Origin of the sequence: Nocardioides sp. NPDC059952 (assembly GCF_042730435.1) — a bacterium.
Taxonomy (GTDB): domain Bacteria; phylum Actinomycetota; class Actinomycetes; order Propionibacteriales; family Nocardioidaceae; genus Nocardioides.
In genome coordinates this window covers 16,252-32,568 of the sequence record NZ_JBHWLY010000018.1, presented here as the reverse complement: position 1 = coordinate 32,568, position 16,317 = coordinate 16,252, and the positions used below count along the sequence as shown (strand labels likewise).

The window sequence follows — 16,317 nt, the reverse complement described above, 5'->3', positions numbered from 1 at the left end:
ATTCCAGAGGTACGTCGCGAGGGGGCCGGGTCCCCGGCCCCCTCGCACTGCTCGTGAGAGCTAGATCATTCGGCCAGGTAGGAGTTGACCTTGATCGAGCCGTCCTTGATGCCGGCGGTGACTTCCTCGATCTCGTCGGGGAGGGTCTCGGAGACCTTCGACTCGAAGTTGTGGAACGGCGCCAGGCCGACCCCGTCGTTCTCGAGCGTGCCGACGTACGGCGTCGCGTCGAACTTGTCCTCACCCGCGGCGAGGATGACGTCCGTGGTGGAGGTCTTCATGTTCTTCAGGATGGAGGTGAGCACGACGTCCTGGGTGTTCGGGTCGGTCTCGTAGAAGTCGGCGTCGACACCGATCAGGGCGACGTCCTTGCCGGAGTCGTCGATCGCGGTGAGCGCACCCTGGTAGATCGGGCCGCCGACCGGCAGGATCACGTCGGCGTTCTGGTCGATGATCTGGCGGGCGGTGTTGGTGGCCTTCTCGTTGGCGACGAACTCGCCGGTGAAGGAGCCCTTCTCGCCGCCCTCGTAGCCGACGACCTTGACGTCCTTGTTCTTCGTCTTCGCGTAGTACTCGACGCCCTGCTTGAACCCGTCCATGAAGATCGTCACGGTCGGGAAGGGCTGGCCGCCGTAGGTGCCGACGACGCCGGTCTTGGTGTAGTCGGCAGCGACGTAGCCGGCCAGGAACGCGGCCTGCGCGGTGTCGTAGAGGATCGGCTTGATGTTCTCCGCGTCCGTCTTGCCGTCGAAGTCGGCGTCGGCCGCGTCGTCGATCAGGACGTACTCGGTCTCGGGGTTGGCCTTCGCGGACTCGATCGTCGCGGCCGAGAGCGCGAAGCCGACGGTGACGATGGTGTCGCAGCCCTGTCCGACCAGGCTCTCCAGGTTGGAGGTGTAGTCGTTGGGGCTGTTGGACTCGACGTCCTTGAACTTCGAGCCGAGCTCGTCGGCGGCTTCCTTCACACCCTCGTAGCTGAGCTGGTTGAACGACTTGTCGTCGAACCCGCCCTCGTCGGAGACGATGCAGGGAAGGTAGTCGCTGTTGCCCTCCCCGGCGCGCTCGGCCGGCGCCTCTCCGCACGCGGCGAGCGCGGCAGCGGTCAGGACCGCGGCGAAGCCGCCGGCGGCGGCCTTCTTGATGTTGTTCTTCACTGGTGCCTCCAGGTCGTTGCTCCGCGGAACGCGGCGCAAAGGACATTCATGTCCGAACGTTCTCCCCAAAGACCGAGCATTGCCAGGGATTACGCGAACGGTTACCAACTTTTGATCTCGACGAAGCCTAAGCCTCCTAGCTTGTGCTTGGTTGTCCGGACAGGCTTTAAGGTCGAACCATGACCGAGAAGCAGACGTACGCCGCAGAGGGCTTTGACTGGGAAGGCCTGCGTGCGCACGCGGTCGAGGCCGCAAAACATGCGTACGCGCCCTACTCGGAGTTCCGCGTCGGAGTCGCCGGATACGCGGACGACGGGCGCCTGCTCCAGGGCTGCAACGTGGAGAACGCGGCCTACGGTGTGACGCTGTGCGCCGAGTGCGGCTTGGTCTCCTCGCTGCACATGACCGGCGGCGGCCGCCTCACCCACGTCGTCTGCGTCAACGGCTCCGGCGAGGTCATCATGCCTTGCGGCCGTTGCCGTCAGCTGCTCTGGGAGAACGGCGGCCCGGAGCTGCTGCTGATGACCGTCTCGGGCGTGCGGCCGATGTCCGAGGTCCTTCCGGACGCCTTCGGGCCGGAGGCTCTGGCCTGATGCCTAGGGTGGTACCCATGTCACAGCATGATGCGGTCGAGGTGATCCTCGCCAAGCGCGACGGTGGCGAGCTGAGCGACTCGCAGATCGACTGGATGATCGCGGCCTACACGGCCGGGGAGGTCGCCGAGGAGCAGATGTCGGCGCTCAACATGGCGATCCTGCTCAACGGGATGTCCCGGCGGGAGATCGCGCGGTGGACCGCGGCGATGATCGCCTCGGGAGAGCGGATGTCGTTCTCCTCCCTGGACCGGCCTACCGCCGACAAGCACTCCACCGGCGGCGTGGGCGACAAGATCACGCTGCCGCTGGCGCCCCTGGTCGCGGCGTGCGGGGTGGCGGTGCCGCAGCTGTCCGGCCGCGGGCTCGGGCACACCGGTGGCACGCTCGACAAGCTCGAGTCGATCCCCGGGTGGCGCGCGTCGCTGTCCAACGAGGAGATGCTGGTCCAGCTCGGTTCCGTCGGCGCGGTGATCTGCGCGGCCGGTGAGGGGCTGGCCCCGGCCGACCGCAAGCTCTACGCGCTGCGCGACGTCACCGGCACCGTCGAGTCGATCCCGCTGATCGCCTCCTCGATCATGTCCAAGAAGATCGCCGAGGGCACCGGGGCACTGGTGCTCGACGTCAAGGTCGGCGCCGGGGCGTTCATGAAGACGCGCAGCGCAGCGCAGGAGCTGGCGCGCACGATGGTCGACCTCGGCACCGACGCGGGCGTCAACACGGTCGCGCTCGTGACCGACATGGCCACCCCGCTCGGCCTGACCGCCGGCAACGCGATCGAGGTCACCGAGTCCGTCGAGGTCCTGGCCGGCGGCGGGCCCGCCGACGTCGTCGAGCTCACCGTCGCGCTGGCGCGGGAGATGCTGGCCGCCGCCGGCGTGTCCGGCCCCGACCCCGCCGACGTACTCGCCTCCGGCAGGGCCATGGACGCCTGGCGGGCGATGATCTCCGCGCAGGGCGGTGACCCCTCGGCGTCGCTGCCGGTCGCGCGCGAGACCCATGTGGTCACCGCGTCCTCGTCCGGCGTGCTCACCCGGCTCGACGCGATGGCCGTAGGCCTCGCGGCCTGGCGCCTCGGCGCCGGGCGGGAGCGCAAGGAGGACGCCGTCCAGGCCGGGGCCGGCGTCACCTGGCACGCTCGCCCGGGCGACTCGGTGGCTGCCGGGGCACCGCTGTTCACGCTGCACACCGACACCCCTGAGCGCTTCGACCGCGCGCTCGCCGCGCTGGAGGGTGGCTACGAGATCGGGGACGGCGCTGCGTACGAGGCGACGCCGCTGATCCTCGACCGGATCGGCTAGCCGCCGGTCGAGCGTGTCGAGACCAACACAGTCCCATCGAGCGCGGAGGGCACCGTGTTGGTCTCGACACGGATTCGTTCGTCCCTCACGAATCCGGCTCGACCAGCGGAGGGCGGGCGATAACCAGTCGCCCCGTGGGACAGCCAGAGGCCAGACTTCACCCATGAAGATCGTCAAGCCACCCAAGGCCGTCGCGGGCGACAAGGTCGCCGTCCTGTCACCCTCGTTCGCCGCGCCGGGGGTGGGCCCCGCGATCCACGAGCAGGCCCTGACGCGGTTGGCCGAGACGACCGGGCTGGTGCCGGTGGAGTATCCGACGACCCGGAAGGTCGGGGCGTCGGCGCAGGAGCGGGCGGCGGACGTGAACGCCGCGTTCGCCGACCCGGAGATCCGGGCGGTGCTGGCGACCATCGGGGGCGAGGACCAGATCACCGTGATCCCGCACCTCGATGCGGATCTGGTCCGTAAGGACCCGAAGCCGTTCCTCGGCTACAGCGACAACACCAACCTGCTCAACTGGCTGTGGACCAACGGCGTCGCGGCATTCCACGGCGGCTCGACCCAGGTCCACCTCGGGCCGGGCCCGGGGCTCGACCCGATCCACGAGGCCTCGCTGAAGGCGGCGCTGCTGACCGGCGAGCGGCTCGAGATCACCGAGCCCGGGGAGTCCGAGGACATCGGCCACGACTGGAGCGACCCGCGTGCGCTGTCCGAGTACGGCGAGCGTGAGGCGACCGAGCCGTGGACCTGGGCCGGGCCGGCCCGCGAGGTGACCGGCCGCACCTGGGGCGGCTGCATCGAGATCCTCCAGTGGGCGCTCACTGCCGGACGCTTCCCGGCCGACCCGGGGGTGGTGGCGGGCGGCGTACTCCTGCTGGAGACCTCCGAGGAGCTCATCCCGGCGCAGGAGTTCGGCTGGATCGCGCGCTCGCTGGGCGAGCGCGGGCTGCTCGAGGCGATCGACGCGGTGGTCGTCGCCCGCCCGCCGACCTCGGACTTCGAACGACAGCCCAGCGCCGAGGAGCGCGCCACCAAGCGCGCCGAGCAGCGCGACGCGGCGATCGAGACCGTCGCCCGCTACAACCCCGACGCCGTGGTCGTCGTCGGCCCACCGTTCGGGCACACCCGACCGCAGTGGATCGTGCCCTACGGCGGCGAGATGACCGTCGACGGCACGACCCAGCGTCTGTGGGCCGACTACTCCTGAGCGGGGCTCAGGCCTCCAGCAGGAGCACGACCGACTCGGCGACACATGCCGGCTTGGCGGAGCCCTCGATCTCGATCGTGGTCTTCACGACGAGCTGGAGGCCGGTGGGGAGCTCGGTGACCTCGCCGAAGGTGATGACCGGACGGATGCGGGAGCCGACCAGGACCGGGGTGGGGAACCGGACCTTGTTGAGGCCGTAGTTGAGCTTCGCGCCGGGAGTCTCGAGCGAGTAGACACTGACACCGAGGTAGGGGATCAGCGACAGCGTCAGGTAGCCGTGGGCGATGGTGCCCCCGAAGGGACCCTCCTTGGCCCGCTCCTCGTCGACGTGGATCCACTGGTGGTCGCCGGTGGCGTCAGCGAAGGCGTTGACGCGGTCCTGGTCGACCTGGAGCCATTCGCCGGTGCCGATCTCGGTGCCTGCGGCGTCGGAGACTTCTTGGAGAGTGGTGAATGTACGCACCCCCGGAATCTAGCGGCATACGGAATAATGGGCCCATGGAACCGTCCGACATGCAGATCAAGGCCGCCCCGAAGGTGCTGCTCCACGACCACCTCGACGGTGGCGTACGTCCCTCGACACTCGTCGAGCTCGCCGCTGAGGTGGGTCACCAGCTGCCGGAGGGGACCCAGGACGATCCGGTCGCGCTGGAGGAATGGTTCGTGACCAGCGCGGACTCGGGGTCGCTGGAGCGCTACCTCGACACCTTCGCGCACACGCTGGCGGTCATGCAGACGCTGCCCGCGCTGACGAGGGTGGCTCGGGAGTGCGTCGAGGACCTCGCCGAGGACGGCGTCGTCTACGCCGAGGTCCGCTGGGCACCGGAGCTGCACCTGGCCAACGGTGGCGAGCTGGAGGAAGTCGTCGCGGCAGTCCAGACCGGGTTCGACGAGGGCATGGCGAGGGTCGCGGCGAGCGGTCGGAAGATCGTCGTACGCCAGCTGCTCACCGCCATGCGGCAGGCCGCCCATGCCACCGAGATCGCCGATCTCGCGGTCGCCTGGCGCGACCGCGGCGTCGCCGGTTTCGACATCGCGGGACCTGAGAAGGGCTTCCCGCCGAGCCGTTTCCTGGCGGCGTTCGAGCAGCTCGCCGCCGACAACATGCGCTTCACCATCCACGCCGGCGAAGGTTTCGGGCTGCCCTCGATCTGGGAGGCGGTGCACCCCTGCGGCTGCGACCGGCTCGGGCACGGCGTACGCATCGTCGACGACATCACGCTCGAGGAGGGCGAGGCGCCGCGGCTCGGCCGGCTCGCTGCGTACGTCCGGGACCGGCGGATCCCGCTCGAGCTCTGTCCTCGTTCCAACGTGCAGACCGGGGCGGCGAAGTCGATCGCCGAGCACCCGATCGGCTTGCTCTACGACCTCGGGTTCCGAGTCACCATCAACACCGACAACCGACTGATGTCACGGACCTCGATGTCGGCGGAGATGGCCGGCATCGTGGAGGCCTTCGGCTGGGGGCTGCCCGAGCTCCAGCGGCTGACGACCAACGCGATGAAGTCCGCGTTCCTGCCCTACGACGAGCGGGTCGACCTGATCCACGAGATCAAGGACGCGTACGCGGCCCTGTGAGGCGTCCGATGGCGACGTAGCCGTGCTTCGGGTAGACCGCGGTGCAGCCTTTGGCGACCGCGTCCGCGACGACCTGCGGCTGTGCGCGCATCAGCGCCAGGCCCCGCTTGACCAGCACGAACGGTGGTTTGCGGCGCTCGCGGAGATCGCGGGTGAGCCGGCGCCAGAAGGTCACCGTCGGTGAGTGGGTGACGCAGTAGGCGGCGGCCAGCAGGCCCGCCTCGCGGCACTCGGCCACGATGTCTTGGGCGAAGATCCCCTCGGCGACGAAGAACGGCGCGTCGCCGAGGGTCAGCGACTGCCAGCCGGTGCGGCCGTCGTGGGCGATGTCGTAGACGGGTACGTCGGCGGTGCCCGTCTCGCAGAGCGCCGTGATCGCCTTCATCGCGTCATCGGGATGCCAGGAGTCGGGGTGGTCCCAGTCGACCAGGCCCGCGTTGGGGCCCTCGGTGATCCGGGGGAGCGAGGGGTCGGAGCCGTCCTTGTAGAAGTCGTCCAACCTCAGGACCGGGAGGCCCAGCCGCTCGGCCAGGCGGGACTTGCCGGCACCCGAGGGACCGGCGAGGACGATGACCTGAGCATGCACGGAAGATGATTATCCCGTGAAAGAAACTTTTCTTTCAGTCGGCGACGTCAGTAGCCCGCTGCCGGCGCCGCGCCGGAGAGCAGAGCCCGCGATCCGGACACGCCCAGCCGGGTTGCGCCGGCGGCGATCATGGCCTCGGCCTGCTCCCTGGTGCGGACACCGCCGGACGCCTTGACGCCCAGGTCGGGGCCCACGGTCTTGCGCATGAGCGCGACCGCCTCGACCGTCGCGCCACCGGCCGGATGGAAGCCGGTCGAGGTCTTCACGAAGTCCGCGCCGGCGTTGACGGCGGCCTGGCAGACGCCCACGATCTCGTCGTCGGCCAGCGCGGCGGACTCGATGATCACCTTCAGCACCGTCGGCGCCGGAGCCGCGGCACGCACGGCGGCGATGTCGGCCTCCACGTCGGCGTAGCGCTTCTCCTTCGCGGCACCGATGTCGATCACCATGTCGATCTCGTCGGCACCGGCCTCGACCGCGGCCGCGGCCTCGGCGGCCTTGACGGTGGAGAGGTGCTTGCCGCTCGGGAAGCCGCAGACCACGGCGACCTTCAGGCCGTCCGGGACCGTGACCGGGAGCATCGACGGCGAGACGCACACCGAGTAGGTGCCGAGCTCGGCGGCCTCAGCGATCAGCGCGTCGACGTCGGCGCGGGTCGCCTCGGGCTTGAGGAGGGTGTGATCGATCAGCTTCGCGATCTCTGCGGGGGTAGGCACAGGCTCAGCATATGCATCTACCTCGCGAAGGCTAAGGTTTGCGCCGTGAACGAAGATCAGCCCGAGGAGTGGTTCCGCAACTCCAGCAGCACCACGTGGGGAATCCTTGCGGCAGGGGGCGCGGTCGCGGTCATCGTGATCGATGCCGTCACCGGCTGGCACCCCGAGACGACGGCCGGCGGGGTGCTCTTCGCGCTGGTCGCGTACGCCGCGTTCATCCGCACCAAGGTCGGGGTCAGCGAGGGCGACTTCGTGCTCCACCACCTGTTCTCGACGGTGCGCTTCCCGATGGCCGCCCTGGAGAGCGTCTCGGTCGGCCGCACCCTCGGCGCCTACGCGGGCGGCCGCACCTACGTCAGCGGCGCCGTCGGGCGTCCGATGCGGGAAGCGATCAAGGGCACCAAGCGCGACCACAAGCCGCTGAGCAACCACGCCGACTTCATCGAGGACCGGCTCAACGCGCTGGCCTCGGATGCCCGCGACCGGCGCCGGATCAAGCGCGACTCCGACGAGCAGTTCGCCCTGGCCGAGGACGTACGCCGCAGCTGGGACTGGCCGCTGATCGCGGTCACCGGCGTCGTGGCCGTCGCCTTCGTGGTCCTGCTCCTGGTCTGACGACGCCGGTCTGACAACGCTGGTCGAGCCGGCCGGGACGCTAGACGCCGAGGGCGGCGCGGATGTCGACCTTGAGCGCGCCGAGGGCGATCTCGGCGTCCGTACGGGCCTGTGCCAGGGCCTCCGGCGAGCCGACCGGCTCGACGACCTCGAGGTAGCACTTGATCTTGGGCTCGGTGCCGCTCGGCCGCACGATCACCCGTGACCCGCCGGCCAGCTGATAGCGGATCCCGTCGGTCGGCGGCAGGCCGCCTGTACCGGTCGTGAGGTCGTCGAGCTGCTGCACGGCGGCCCCGGCCAGGGCGGTCACCGGCCGGTCACGGAGGCGCTGCATCGCGCCCGCGATCTGAGCCGGGTCCTCGAGCCGGACGGAGAGCTGGGTGGTGGCGTGCAGGCCGTGCTCGACCGCGAGCTCGTCGAGCAGGTCGGCCAGGTCACGACCCTCCGCCTTCAGCGACGCGGCCAGCTCGCACAGGAGCAGCAGCGCCGAGATACCGTCCTTGTCGCGTACGTGCTCGGGGTCGACGCAGTAGCCCAGCGCCTCCTCGTAGCCGAACGCGAGCCCGGGTGCGCGGGAGATCCACTTGAAGCCGGTGAGCGTCTCGGCGTACGCCTGCCCGGCGGCCGCGGCGATCTTGCCGAGCAACGACGAGGAGACGATCGAGGCGGCGTACGTCCCCTTCACGCCCTTACGGATCAGGTGGGTCGCCAGCAGCGCGCCGACCTCGTCACCGGACAGCATCCGCCACTTCTTGCCGACCGGGATGGCGGCGGCGCAGCGGTCGGCGTCGGGGTCGTTGGCGATGACCAGGTCGGCACCCTTCTTGCTCGCCAGCGCCATCGCCCGGTCCATCGCGCCGGGTTCCTCGGGGTTGGGGAAAGCGACGGTCGGGAAGTCGGGGTCGGGCCGCTCCTGCTCCTTGACCACGAATGGCTCGTGGAAGCCGGCGAACTTCATCGCCAGGTGCACCAGGTCGCCGCCGACACCGTGCAGCGGCGTGTAGACGGTCTCGAGGTCGCGCGGGCCGCCTTCGGCGAGGAGCCCGACGACCGTGTCGAGGTAGCTGTCGACGAGGTCCTCGCTGATCGTCTGGCCAGCCGGACCCTGCGGGACCGAGCTCACCTTGTCGACCGCTGCGATCCGCTTCGCGATCTCGACGTCGGCCGGCGGCACGATCTGCGACCCGTCACCGAGGTAGACCTTGTAGCCGTTGTCCTGCGGCGGGTTGTGGCTGGCCGTCACCATCACACCGGCGCTTGCATCCAGCGCCTTGACGGCGTACGCCAGCACCGGGGTCGGCAGCGAGCGCGGCATCACCAACGCGTGGAGGCCCGCTCCGGTCATCACCTGGGCAGTGTCCTGTGCGAAGACGTCGGAGTTGTGCCGGGCGTCGTAGCCGATCACCACCGGTCCCTGCGCGCCGGTCGCGAGCAGGTAACGCGCCAGCCCCGCGGCGGCCTTGATCACGACCACCCGGTTCATCCGGTTGGGCCCGGCCCCGAGCGCGCCCCGCAGCCCGGCGGTGCCGAACTGCAGCATGCCCGAGAACCTGTCGGCCAGCTCGGCCGTCGCCCCCGGGGCGGTGGAGGTCAGGAGGCTCTCGAGCTCTGCTCGGGTCTGTGCATCCGGGTCATCGGCAAGCCATTCCCGGGCCCGGACGACGAGCGCAGAGCGATCTGTGGGGACCATGATCTGACCCTAGGTCATCGGGTGCCTGAAGATCGAAGATCAGGCACCGGGTCGGTTGGGCCGCGGTGATTTTGGCCTTGTTCGGACTGTGTTTTGGTGGCTGGTGTTTGCCGCCGACCCTTTCTTGGAGGGTCTTCTCGGCGGCGTCCGGAGTAAAGGACGGCCTTCGGCCGCCGGCTTCGCCGGCCGCTTCGCGGTCCTTGACACCGGCCGTCGCCGAGAAAGATTTGGCTGGTTATCGGGCCGGCGGCAGGGGTTTGGTGCGGCGATTCGGTCGGGCACGGGCTTGGGACGGGTGGCTGGCCAGCCTGTGGGGTGAACGAACTTTCGTTCGGGCCCGGGCACCCCTCCCCGGAGGGGGCGGTCCTGGTACGGCGTGGGGTGAACGAACTTTCGTTCGCCTCGGACACAGCTACCTCCGGAGGAGCCAGCACCCGGCGACCACACCCGGGCCGCCGCCCCGATAGCCAGCCAAATCTTTCTCGACATGGTCCGGTGTCAAGGATCGCCGAAGGCGACCGGCGTAAGCCGGCGGCCGCAGGCCGTCCTTTACTCCGGGGCAGGTCGAGAAACAATCAAGAACGGGTCGGCGGCCCAGACCAACCCCAAAACACAGCCGCGACAAGCGACGAACCAAGCGCTGACTCAGATCTTGGGCAACAGATCGCCGAGAAGCGCGCCCATCCGGGTCGCGGCGTTCCGGCCGGCCTCGAGGACCTCGGTGTGATCGAGCGGCTGGTCGGAGATGCCGGCGGCGAGGTTGGTGACGAGCGAGATCCCGAGGATCTCCATCCCCGCCTCGCGGGCGGCGATCGCCTCGAGGGTGGTCGACATGCCGACCAGGTCACCGCCGATGATGCCGGCCATCTTCACCTCGGCCGGGGTCTCGTAGTGGGGACCGGGGAACTGGACGTACACGCCCTCGTCCAGGGAGGAGTCGACCTGCTTCGCCAGCCCTCGCAGGCGCGAGGAGTAGAGGTCGGTGAGGTCGACGAAGTTGGCGCCGACCAGCGGAGAGGTGGCGGTGAGGTTGATGTGGTCCTTGATCAGCACCGGGGTGCCCGGCGTCCATGACGGGTTGAGCCCGCCGCAGCCGTTGGTGAGCACCATCGTCGAGCAGCCGGCCGCGGCCGCCGTGCGGATCGGGTGCACGACCGCGGCGACGCCCTTGCCCTCGTAGTAGTGCGTACGGCTGAGGAAGACCAGCAGGTTGCGACCGCTCGCCGACCGGATCGAGCGGATCTTGCCGCTGTGACCGGCGACCGCGGCGGCGCTGAAGCCGGGCAGGTCGGTGGTGGCGATCTCGGTGTAGTCCTCGCCGAGCGCGTCGGCTGCGGGCAGCCAGCCCGAGCCCAGCACCAGCGCGATGTCGTGCTTCTCGACGCCGGTCTTCTCCGCGAGAGCGGAGGCGGCTTCCTTGGCGAGTTCGTAAGGCGTGGTCACTCGCTGAGTTTAGACCTGACCGGACCGGCTCAGTCGTTGGACCGGCAGGGCCGCGTACGTATCGCGTGCACGTAGTCGGCCGGCGCCCCGGCCGCCTCGGCGGCGTCGGCCAGCGCGCCCAGCTGGCGGGCGTCCGGGATGCCACCCTCGTACGTGTCCAGGACGTAGGTCTCGCAGAGGAGATCCTCGGCGAGAGCGGAGATCCGCACCTTGGTCTTGAAGTAGAGGCCGATGTCGGCCAGCTCCCACTTCTCCAGCGCTTCCATGTCCTGGTCCACGACGTCGTAGACCGCGACGAAGACCTGCTCGAACGGGTCTTGGACGATCGTGGCCGTCGGTCCGTCGCCGAGCACGTTGTCCTCGCCCCCGAAGGTGAGCCGCCAACCGCCCAGCCACCCGGTCGTACGCAACGGCGAATGCGGGCACCGCTCGCTCATCAACGCCGGGTCGAGATTGACGCCATAGGCCGCGTAGAGAGTCACAGGTCACGAGGTTACCGCCCAGTCCTCACCCGCTTGGGATCTATCTGGTATTGCCGGACTACCCTTGACCGCGTGACCCACTTTGATGTTCTCGTCCTCGGCGCTGGCCCTGGTGGCTACGTCGCCGCCATCCGTGCCGCTCAGCTCGGCAAGTCCGTCGCCGTCGTCGAAGAGAAGTACTGGGGCGGTGTCTGTCTCAACGTCGGGTGCATCCCGTCCAAGGCGCTGCTGAAGAACGCGGAGCTGGCCCACACGCTGAACGACCCGAAGGAGAAGCAGAAGTTCGGGATCGTCGGTGACGCCCACCTCGAGTTCTCCACGACCCACGCGCGCTCCCGCCAGGTGAGCGCCGGGATCGTCAAGGGCGTCCACTTCCTGATGAAGAAGAACAAGATCACCGAGATCGACGGCTGGGGCACGCTGACCGGTCCGAAGTCGATCACGGTCGCGAAGGACGGTGCGAACACCGACTACACCTTCGACAACCTGATCATCGCCACCGGCGCCACGGTCCGCAGCGTCCCGGGCGTCGTGCCGAACGGCCAGAACATCGTCACCTACGAGGAGCAGATCCTCGACGCCAACCTGCCGAAGTCCATCGTGATCGGCGGCTCCGGCGCGATCGGTGTGGAGTTCGCGTACGTCCTGAAGAACTTCGGTGTCGACGTCACCATCGTCGAGTTCCTCGACCGGATGGTGCCCACTGAGGACGCCGAGGTGTCCAAGGAGCTGGCGAAGCACTACAAGAAGCTGGGCGTCAACGTGCTCACCTCGACCGCCGTCAAGGGCGTCGAGGACACCGGCTCGGGCGTCAAGGTGACCGTCGCGCCGGCCGCCGGGGGCGAAGAGACCGTCATCGAGGCCGACAAGTTCCTGGCCGCCTTCGGCTTCGCGCCGCGGGTGGAGGGCTACGGCCTCGAGAACGTCGGCATCGAGCTGACCGACCGCAAGGCCATCGCGATCGACGGCCGCGGCCGCACCAACGTCGAGAACGTGTACGCCATCGGTGACTGCACCGGGAAGTTCATGCTCGCCCACGTGGCCGAGGCCATGGGCATCGTCGCCGCCGAGACCATCGCCGGGGCCGAGACCATGGAGATCAACTTCGACATGGTGCCGCGGGCGACCTACTGCCAGCCTCAGATCGCCTCCTTCGGCTACTCCGAGGAGCAGGCCAAGGAGAAGGGCTACGACGTCAAGACGGCGAAGTTCCCGTTCTCGGCCAACGGCAAGGCGATGGGGTTGGGCGACGCGGTCGGCTTCGTGAAGATCGTCGCCGACGCCGAGCACAACGAGCTCCTCGGCGCCCACCTGATCGGTCCCGACGTCACCGAGCAGCTCCCGGCGCTGACCCTCGCGCAGCAGTGGGACCTCACCGCCGACGAGATCGGGCGCAACATCTTCGCGCACCCGACCCTCTCCGAGGCCGTCAAGGAGGCCATCCACGGCATCGCGGGTCACATGATCAACCTCTGATCCTGCTGAACCGACGTGGTCGGCGCCCCTCTGGGGTGCCGACCACGTGGCATTTCCGCGGCCTACGGAGCGACGAGCCTGCGTACGGACTCGATGACGAACTCCCGCTGCTGAGCGACGGTGAAGTCCCGCTCGATCATGTCGAAACCGGGCGGCAGGTCGGTCCAGGCCGAGGCGACGGTGACGATGAGGCCGAGGAGAACGGCCGCGGGCAGGCGGTCGGTGACGATCCCGTCCGCCTGTGCCTTCTCGATGGCGCGGATCTTGGCCGCGTTGGCGTCCTCCAGCGCGGGCATCGGGGCGTCCAGGCTCGTTGCCTCGACGCGAAGCCAGCTGGCGAGGCGGGCGAGCTCGGGGTTGTCGACGAAGGTGTCGAAGATCGCCGCGGCGGTCTCTGGAAGGGCGGTGGCATCGAAATAGTCGGTGGCGAAGGTCGCCTCGACATGGGCGCCGATGACGGCCGCGAAGAGGCCGTCCTTGCTGTTGAAGTAGTGGTAGATCTGCGCCTTGTTGGACTGTGCTGCGGCCGCGATCCGCTCGACCCGCGCGCCGGCGACGCCGTATCGGGCGAACTCGGCTGCGGCAGCGGTCAGCAACCGGGCGCGGGTCGCGTCGGCGTCACGTGGCGGCATGAGGGTCAGCGTAGTTTCTAACCGTTTGGTTGACAAAGGGGTAGAGGGCGTGTTCACTTCTAACTAACCTTTCAGTTAGGAGTTGGGACATGACCAGGGTCGCCCTCGTGACCGGTGCCTCGTCGGGCATCGGTGCTGCCACCGCTCGCCGCCTGGCGCGGGCCGGATGGATCGTCTACGGCGCCGCCAGGCGCATCGACCGCCTGGCGGAGCTCGAGCCTGATGGCGTACGACCTCTGGCGCTCGACGTGACCGACGACGCCGCGATGGTGGCCGGCGTCGAGAGGATCCTGGCCGAGGAGGGCCGGGTGGACGCGCTGGTCAACAACGCCGGCTACGGGTCCTACGGCTCGATCGAGGAGGTGCCCCTGGAGGAGGCGCGACGCCAGATCGAGGTCAACCTCTTCGGCCTGGCCCGGCTGGCCCAGCTGGTCGTGCCGGGGATGCGTGAGCGCGGCAGCGGCACGATCGTCAACATCACCTCGATCGGAGGGAAGATCACGACGCCGTTCGGCGGCTGGTACCACGCCAGCAAGTTCGCGGTCGAGGGTCTCTCGGACGCGCTACGCGTCGAGCTGGCGCCGTTCGGCGTCGACGTCGTGGTCGTCGAGCCCGGGGCGATCGCCACCGAGTGGGGCGACATTGCGATGGAGTCTGGCCGCAAGGTCTCCGGCGACGGCCCCTACGCGGATCTCGTCGAGAAGATGGCGTCCTCTATGGACGGCAGCGTCACCCGGTTGGCCTCCGACCCCGACGTCGTCGCCCGCGCGATCGAGAAGGCGGTGACTGCGAAGCGACCCCGGACCCGGTACGCCGTCGGCTTCGGTGCCAAGCCGATCCTGGCCGCGCGGAGGGTGCTCCCCGACCGGGCGATGGACTGGATCCAGCAGCGAGTCGTCGGCTGATCCCTCAGCGCACGCTCAGCGCCTCCTCGATGGAGGTCTCGCGCCAGGCGCGGAGCTCCTCGTGGAAGGCGACGGCGGAGCCCGGGTAGCCGGTGGGGACGTCGGAACGTCCGGCGCCCTCGGCGTTGTAGTAACCCGGCGTGCACTCGGCGTGGAACCACGCGTGCTGCGGGGCGCCCTGGGCGAGCCGGCGGGCCCAGGCGTCCTCGGCCTCGCGGGACGGCTCGACGAGAGCGCCGCGGGTCTCGGCGGCGGCGATGAGCGCCGCGGCGTGGACGGCCTGCTCGTCGAGGATGTGGCTGAAGTTCACGCTGTTGGCGTTGTGGAGCGAGCCCATCTTGAGCAGGTTGGGGAAGCCGTTGGACGCGAAGCCGTGGAGGCTGCGCGGCCCTTCGGTCGCCCAGGCGTGGAGGAGCTGGAGCCCGCCGCGACCGGTCACCGGCAGCCTGCCCGAGGTGATCCCCGAGACGCCGACGGAGAACCCGGTCGCGAAGACCAGAGCGTCGATCTCGTACTCGACCCCGCCCACGACCACGCCGCGCTCGGTCATCCGCTCGATGCCGTGGGAGTCGGCGGTGTCGACGAGGGTGACGTTGTCGCGGTTGAACGCCGGCAGATACGTGTCGGAGAACGTCGGCCGCTTGCAGGCATAGCGATACCAGGGCTGGAGCGCCGACGCGGTCGCCGGATCCTCGACGATCTCGGTGACCCGGGCGCGGATCCGTTCCATCGTGGCGTGGTCGAGGTCCTCGTACGCGGCCTCGAAGCTCGGCTCAAAGTCGCGGCGGAAGCTGGGCAGCAGCTTCTCGAGGAGGGCCGCCGACTCGGTCCAGGCGTCGTCGACGAGGTCCTCGTCGACCCCCGGGACGGCTTCGCCGGAGACGAGCCGCAGGAAGTTCTCGCGGCGCTCGCCGGCCCAGCCCGGGCGGTCCGCGCCGAGGTCGGCGGCGGTGAGCGGGCGCTGGCCACGTACGCCGACGGTGGAGGGAGTGCGCTGGAAGACGTAGAGGTGCTCGGCGTCCTCGGCGAGCTTCGGCACCGCCTGGATGCCGGTCGCACCGGTGCCCACGATGCCGACCTTCCGGTCGGCGAGGCCGGTCATGCCGCCCTCGGGGGTGCCGCCGGTGTAGCCGTAGTCCCAGCGCGAGGTGTGGAAGGTGTGACCCGTGAACGACTCGATCCCGGGGATGCCGGGCAGCTTCGGCTCGGTCAGCGTGCCGGTCGCCGTGATGACGTACGTCGCCCGGAACTCGTCGCCGCGGTCGGTGGTCACCAGCCAGCGCTGGTCGACGTCGTCCCAGGTCAGCGAGGTCACGGCGGTCGAGAAGAGCGCGTTCTCGTAGAGGTCGAACTTCTCGGCGATGCGCACGGCGTGCTGTCGGATCTCCTCGCCGGGAGCGTACTTCCATCGCGGGACGTACCCGGTCTCCTCGAGCAGCGGCAGGTAGACGGCCGCGTCGATGTCGCAGTGGATGCCGGGGTAGCGGTTCCAGTACCAGGTGCCGCCGAAGTCGCCGCCCTTCTCGACCACGCGCACCGACCCGATGCCCTGCTGGCGCAGCCGCGCGCCGGCGAGGATGCCGCCGAAGCCACCGCCGACGACCGCGACATCGACCACGTCGCGGACCGGATCGCGTTCGGCGCGCGCGGTGTAGGGGTCCTCGGCGAAGTAGCCGAACTCGGCCGCGGCCGGCCGATACTGCGCGGTCCCGTCGGGACGGACCCGGCGCTCGCGCTCGGCGGTGTAGCGCTTGCTGATCTCGACGGCGCGCTCGTGGGTGACCGGGTTCTGGCAGCGCGGCAGGGTCATCGCGCGGCTCCTCTCGTGGGGTGGGAGCCCGGGGACGCCGGCGAGGGTCGCGAAGTGCCCCGAGCGGCAGTTCGGGGCTACGATAGCCGAAACGGACAAGTGTGTCCGGATCGCTCCGACGAAAGGCCG

16 protein-coding genes are annotated in these 16,317 nt (G+C 69.4%); 7 read left to right on the top strand and 9 right to left on the bottom strand.

Features of this window, described 5'->3' with window-relative positions:
• Nucleotides 1-65: 65 nt before the first annotated feature.
• Entirely contained in the window at nt 66-1,154 is a 1,089-nt protein-coding gene (locus ACFV9G_RS10815) for a BMP family protein (protein ID WP_378727457.1), read from the bottom strand.
• A 179-nt stretch (nt 1,155-1,333) separates the two neighbouring features.
• On the opposite strand from ACFV9G_RS10815, the gene ACFV9G_RS10810 reads away from it, so the two are divergent.
• From ACFV9G_RS10810 to ACFV9G_RS10800, 3 genes are all read left to right on the top strand, one after another.
• A complete protein-coding gene (locus tag ACFV9G_RS10810) occupies nt 1,334-1,747 on the top strand; it encodes a cytidine deaminase (protein WP_378727456.1) in 414 nt (137 codons plus the stop codon).
• A 17-nt stretch (nt 1,748-1,764) separates the two neighbouring features.
• On the top strand, nt 1,765-3,048 hold the full coding sequence (locus ACFV9G_RS10805) for a thymidine phosphorylase (protein WP_378727454.1): 1,284 nt from the start codon (nt 1,765-1,767) through the stop codon (nt 3,046-3,048).
• 163 nt (nt 3,049-3,211) lie between these two features.
• A complete protein-coding gene (locus ACFV9G_RS10800) occupies nt 3,212-4,255 on the top strand; it encodes a S66 peptidase family protein (protein ID WP_378727453.1) in 1,044 nt (347 codons plus the stop codon).
• 7 nt (nt 4,256-4,262) lie between these two features.
• On the opposite strand, the gene ACFV9G_RS10795 is transcribed toward ACFV9G_RS10800, so the two are convergent.
• Complete coding sequence (locus ACFV9G_RS10795; RefSeq protein ID WP_091052783.1) at nt 4,263-4,718, bottom strand: MaoC family dehydratase; 456 nt, start codon at nt 4,716-4,718, stop codon at nt 4,263-4,265.
• Nucleotides 4,719-4,753: 35 nt separating this feature from the next.
• Here ACFV9G_RS10795 and ACFV9G_RS10790 point away from each other — a divergent pair, with 35 nt between their 5' ends.
• Nucleotides 4,754-5,833: an adenosine deaminase gene (locus ACFV9G_RS10790; protein WP_378727452.1), complete on the top strand. Its 1,080-nt coding sequence runs from the start codon at nt 4,754-4,756 to the stop codon at nt 5,831-5,833.
• Here the strand turns inward: ACFV9G_RS10790 and ACFV9G_RS10785 are convergent.
• Nucleotides 5,808-6,419, bottom strand: coding sequence for a uridine kinase (locus ACFV9G_RS10785; RefSeq protein WP_378727451.1), 612 nt, complete (start codon nt 6,417-6,419; stop codon nt 5,808-5,810). The two genes, ACFV9G_RS10790 and ACFV9G_RS10785, sit on opposite strands and share 26 nt — an antisense overlap.
• Nucleotides 6,420-6,466: 47 nt before the next feature.
• A complete protein-coding gene (gene deoC, locus ACFV9G_RS10780; protein WP_378727450.1) occupies nt 6,467-7,135 on the bottom strand; it encodes a deoxyribose-phosphate aldolase in 669 nt (222 codons plus the stop codon).
• Between the two features lie 45 nt (nt 7,136-7,180).
• Here deoC and ACFV9G_RS10775 point away from each other — a divergent pair, with 45 nt between their 5' ends.
• Complete coding sequence (locus tag ACFV9G_RS10775; RefSeq protein ID WP_378727449.1) at nt 7,181-7,750, top strand: hypothetical protein; 570 nt, start codon at nt 7,181-7,183, stop codon at nt 7,748-7,750.
• 40 nt (nt 7,751-7,790) lie between these two features.
• Here the strand turns inward: ACFV9G_RS10775 and ACFV9G_RS10770 are convergent, their stop codons facing one another.
• The 3 genes from ACFV9G_RS10770 to ACFV9G_RS10760 all read right to left on the bottom strand — a co-directional run bounded on the left by ACFV9G_RS10770 (nt 7,791) and on the right by ACFV9G_RS10760 (nt 11,365).
• On the bottom strand, nt 7,791-9,440 hold the full coding sequence (locus tag ACFV9G_RS10770; protein ID WP_378727447.1) for a phospho-sugar mutase: 1,650 nt from the start codon (nt 9,438-9,440) through the stop codon (nt 7,791-7,793).
• A gap of 645 nt (nt 9,441-10,085) precedes the next feature.
• Nucleotides 10,086-10,883: a purine-nucleoside phosphorylase gene (locus ACFV9G_RS10765; RefSeq protein ID WP_378727446.1), complete on the bottom strand. Its 798-nt coding sequence runs from the start codon at nt 10,881-10,883 to the stop codon at nt 10,086-10,088.
• Between the two features lie 29 nt (nt 10,884-10,912).
• Entirely contained in the window at nt 10,913-11,365 is a 453-nt protein-coding gene (locus ACFV9G_RS10760) for a gamma-glutamylcyclotransferase family protein (RefSeq protein WP_378727444.1), read from the bottom strand.
• 72 nt (nt 11,366-11,437) lie between these two features.
• On the opposite strand from ACFV9G_RS10760, the gene lpdA reads away from it, so the two are divergent.
• On the top strand, nt 11,438-12,841 hold the full coding sequence (gene lpdA, locus ACFV9G_RS10755) for a dihydrolipoyl dehydrogenase (RefSeq protein ID WP_378727443.1): 1,404 nt from the start codon (nt 11,438-11,440) through the stop codon (nt 12,839-12,841).
• Between the two features lie 62 nt (nt 12,842-12,903).
• Here the strand turns inward: lpdA and ACFV9G_RS10750 are convergent, their stop codons facing one another.
• Complete coding sequence (locus ACFV9G_RS10750; protein ID WP_378727442.1) at nt 12,904-13,473, bottom strand: TetR family transcriptional regulator; 570 nt, start codon at nt 13,471-13,473, stop codon at nt 12,904-12,906.
• Nucleotides 13,474-13,562: 89 nt separating this feature from the next.
• On the opposite strand from ACFV9G_RS10750, the gene ACFV9G_RS10745 reads away from it, so the two are divergent.
• Nucleotides 13,563-14,378: an oxidoreductase gene (locus tag ACFV9G_RS10745; protein ID WP_378727441.1), complete on the top strand. Its 816-nt coding sequence runs from the start codon at nt 13,563-13,565 to the stop codon at nt 14,376-14,378.
• A gap of 4 nt (nt 14,379-14,382) precedes the next feature.
• Here the strand turns inward: ACFV9G_RS10745 and ACFV9G_RS10740 are convergent, their stop codons facing one another.
• Nucleotides 14,383-16,188 (bottom strand): flavin-containing monooxygenase, encoded by a 1,806-nt coding sequence (locus ACFV9G_RS10740; protein WP_378727440.1) that lies wholly within the window; start codon nt 16,186-16,188, stop codon nt 14,383-14,385.
• Nucleotides 16,189-16,317: the final 129 nt, after the last annotated feature.

Coding starts and splice junctions, on each gene's coding strand:
- ACFV9G_RS10810 (WP_378727456.1), top strand. CDS start 1,334: ATGACCGAGAAGCAGACGTACGCCGCAGAGGGCTTTGACTGGGAAGGC.
- ACFV9G_RS10805 (WP_378727454.1), top strand. CDS start 1,765: ATGTCACAGCATGATGCGGTCGAGGTGATCCTCGCCAAGCGCGACGGT.
- ACFV9G_RS10800 (WP_378727453.1), top strand. CDS start 3,212: ATGAAGATCGTCAAGCCACCCAAGGCCGTCGCGGGCGACAAGGTCGCC.
- ACFV9G_RS10790 (WP_378727452.1), top strand. CDS start 4,754: ATGGAACCGTCCGACATGCAGATCAAGGCCGCCCCGAAGGTGCTGCTC.
- ACFV9G_RS10770 (WP_378727447.1), bottom strand. CDS start 9,440: ATGGTCCCCACAGATCGCTCTGCGCTCGTCGTCCGGGCCCGGGAATGG.
- ACFV9G_RS10750 (WP_378727442.1), bottom strand. CDS start 13,473: ATGCCGCCACGTGACGCCGACGCGACCCGCGCCCGGTTGCTGACCGCT.
- ACFV9G_RS10745 (WP_378727441.1), top strand. CDS start 13,563: ATGACCAGGGTCGCCCTCGTGACCGGTGCCTCGTCGGGCATCGGTGCT.
- ACFV9G_RS10740 (WP_378727440.1), bottom strand. CDS start 16,188: ATGACCCTGCCGCGCTGCCAGAACCCGGTCACCCACGAGCGCGCCGTC.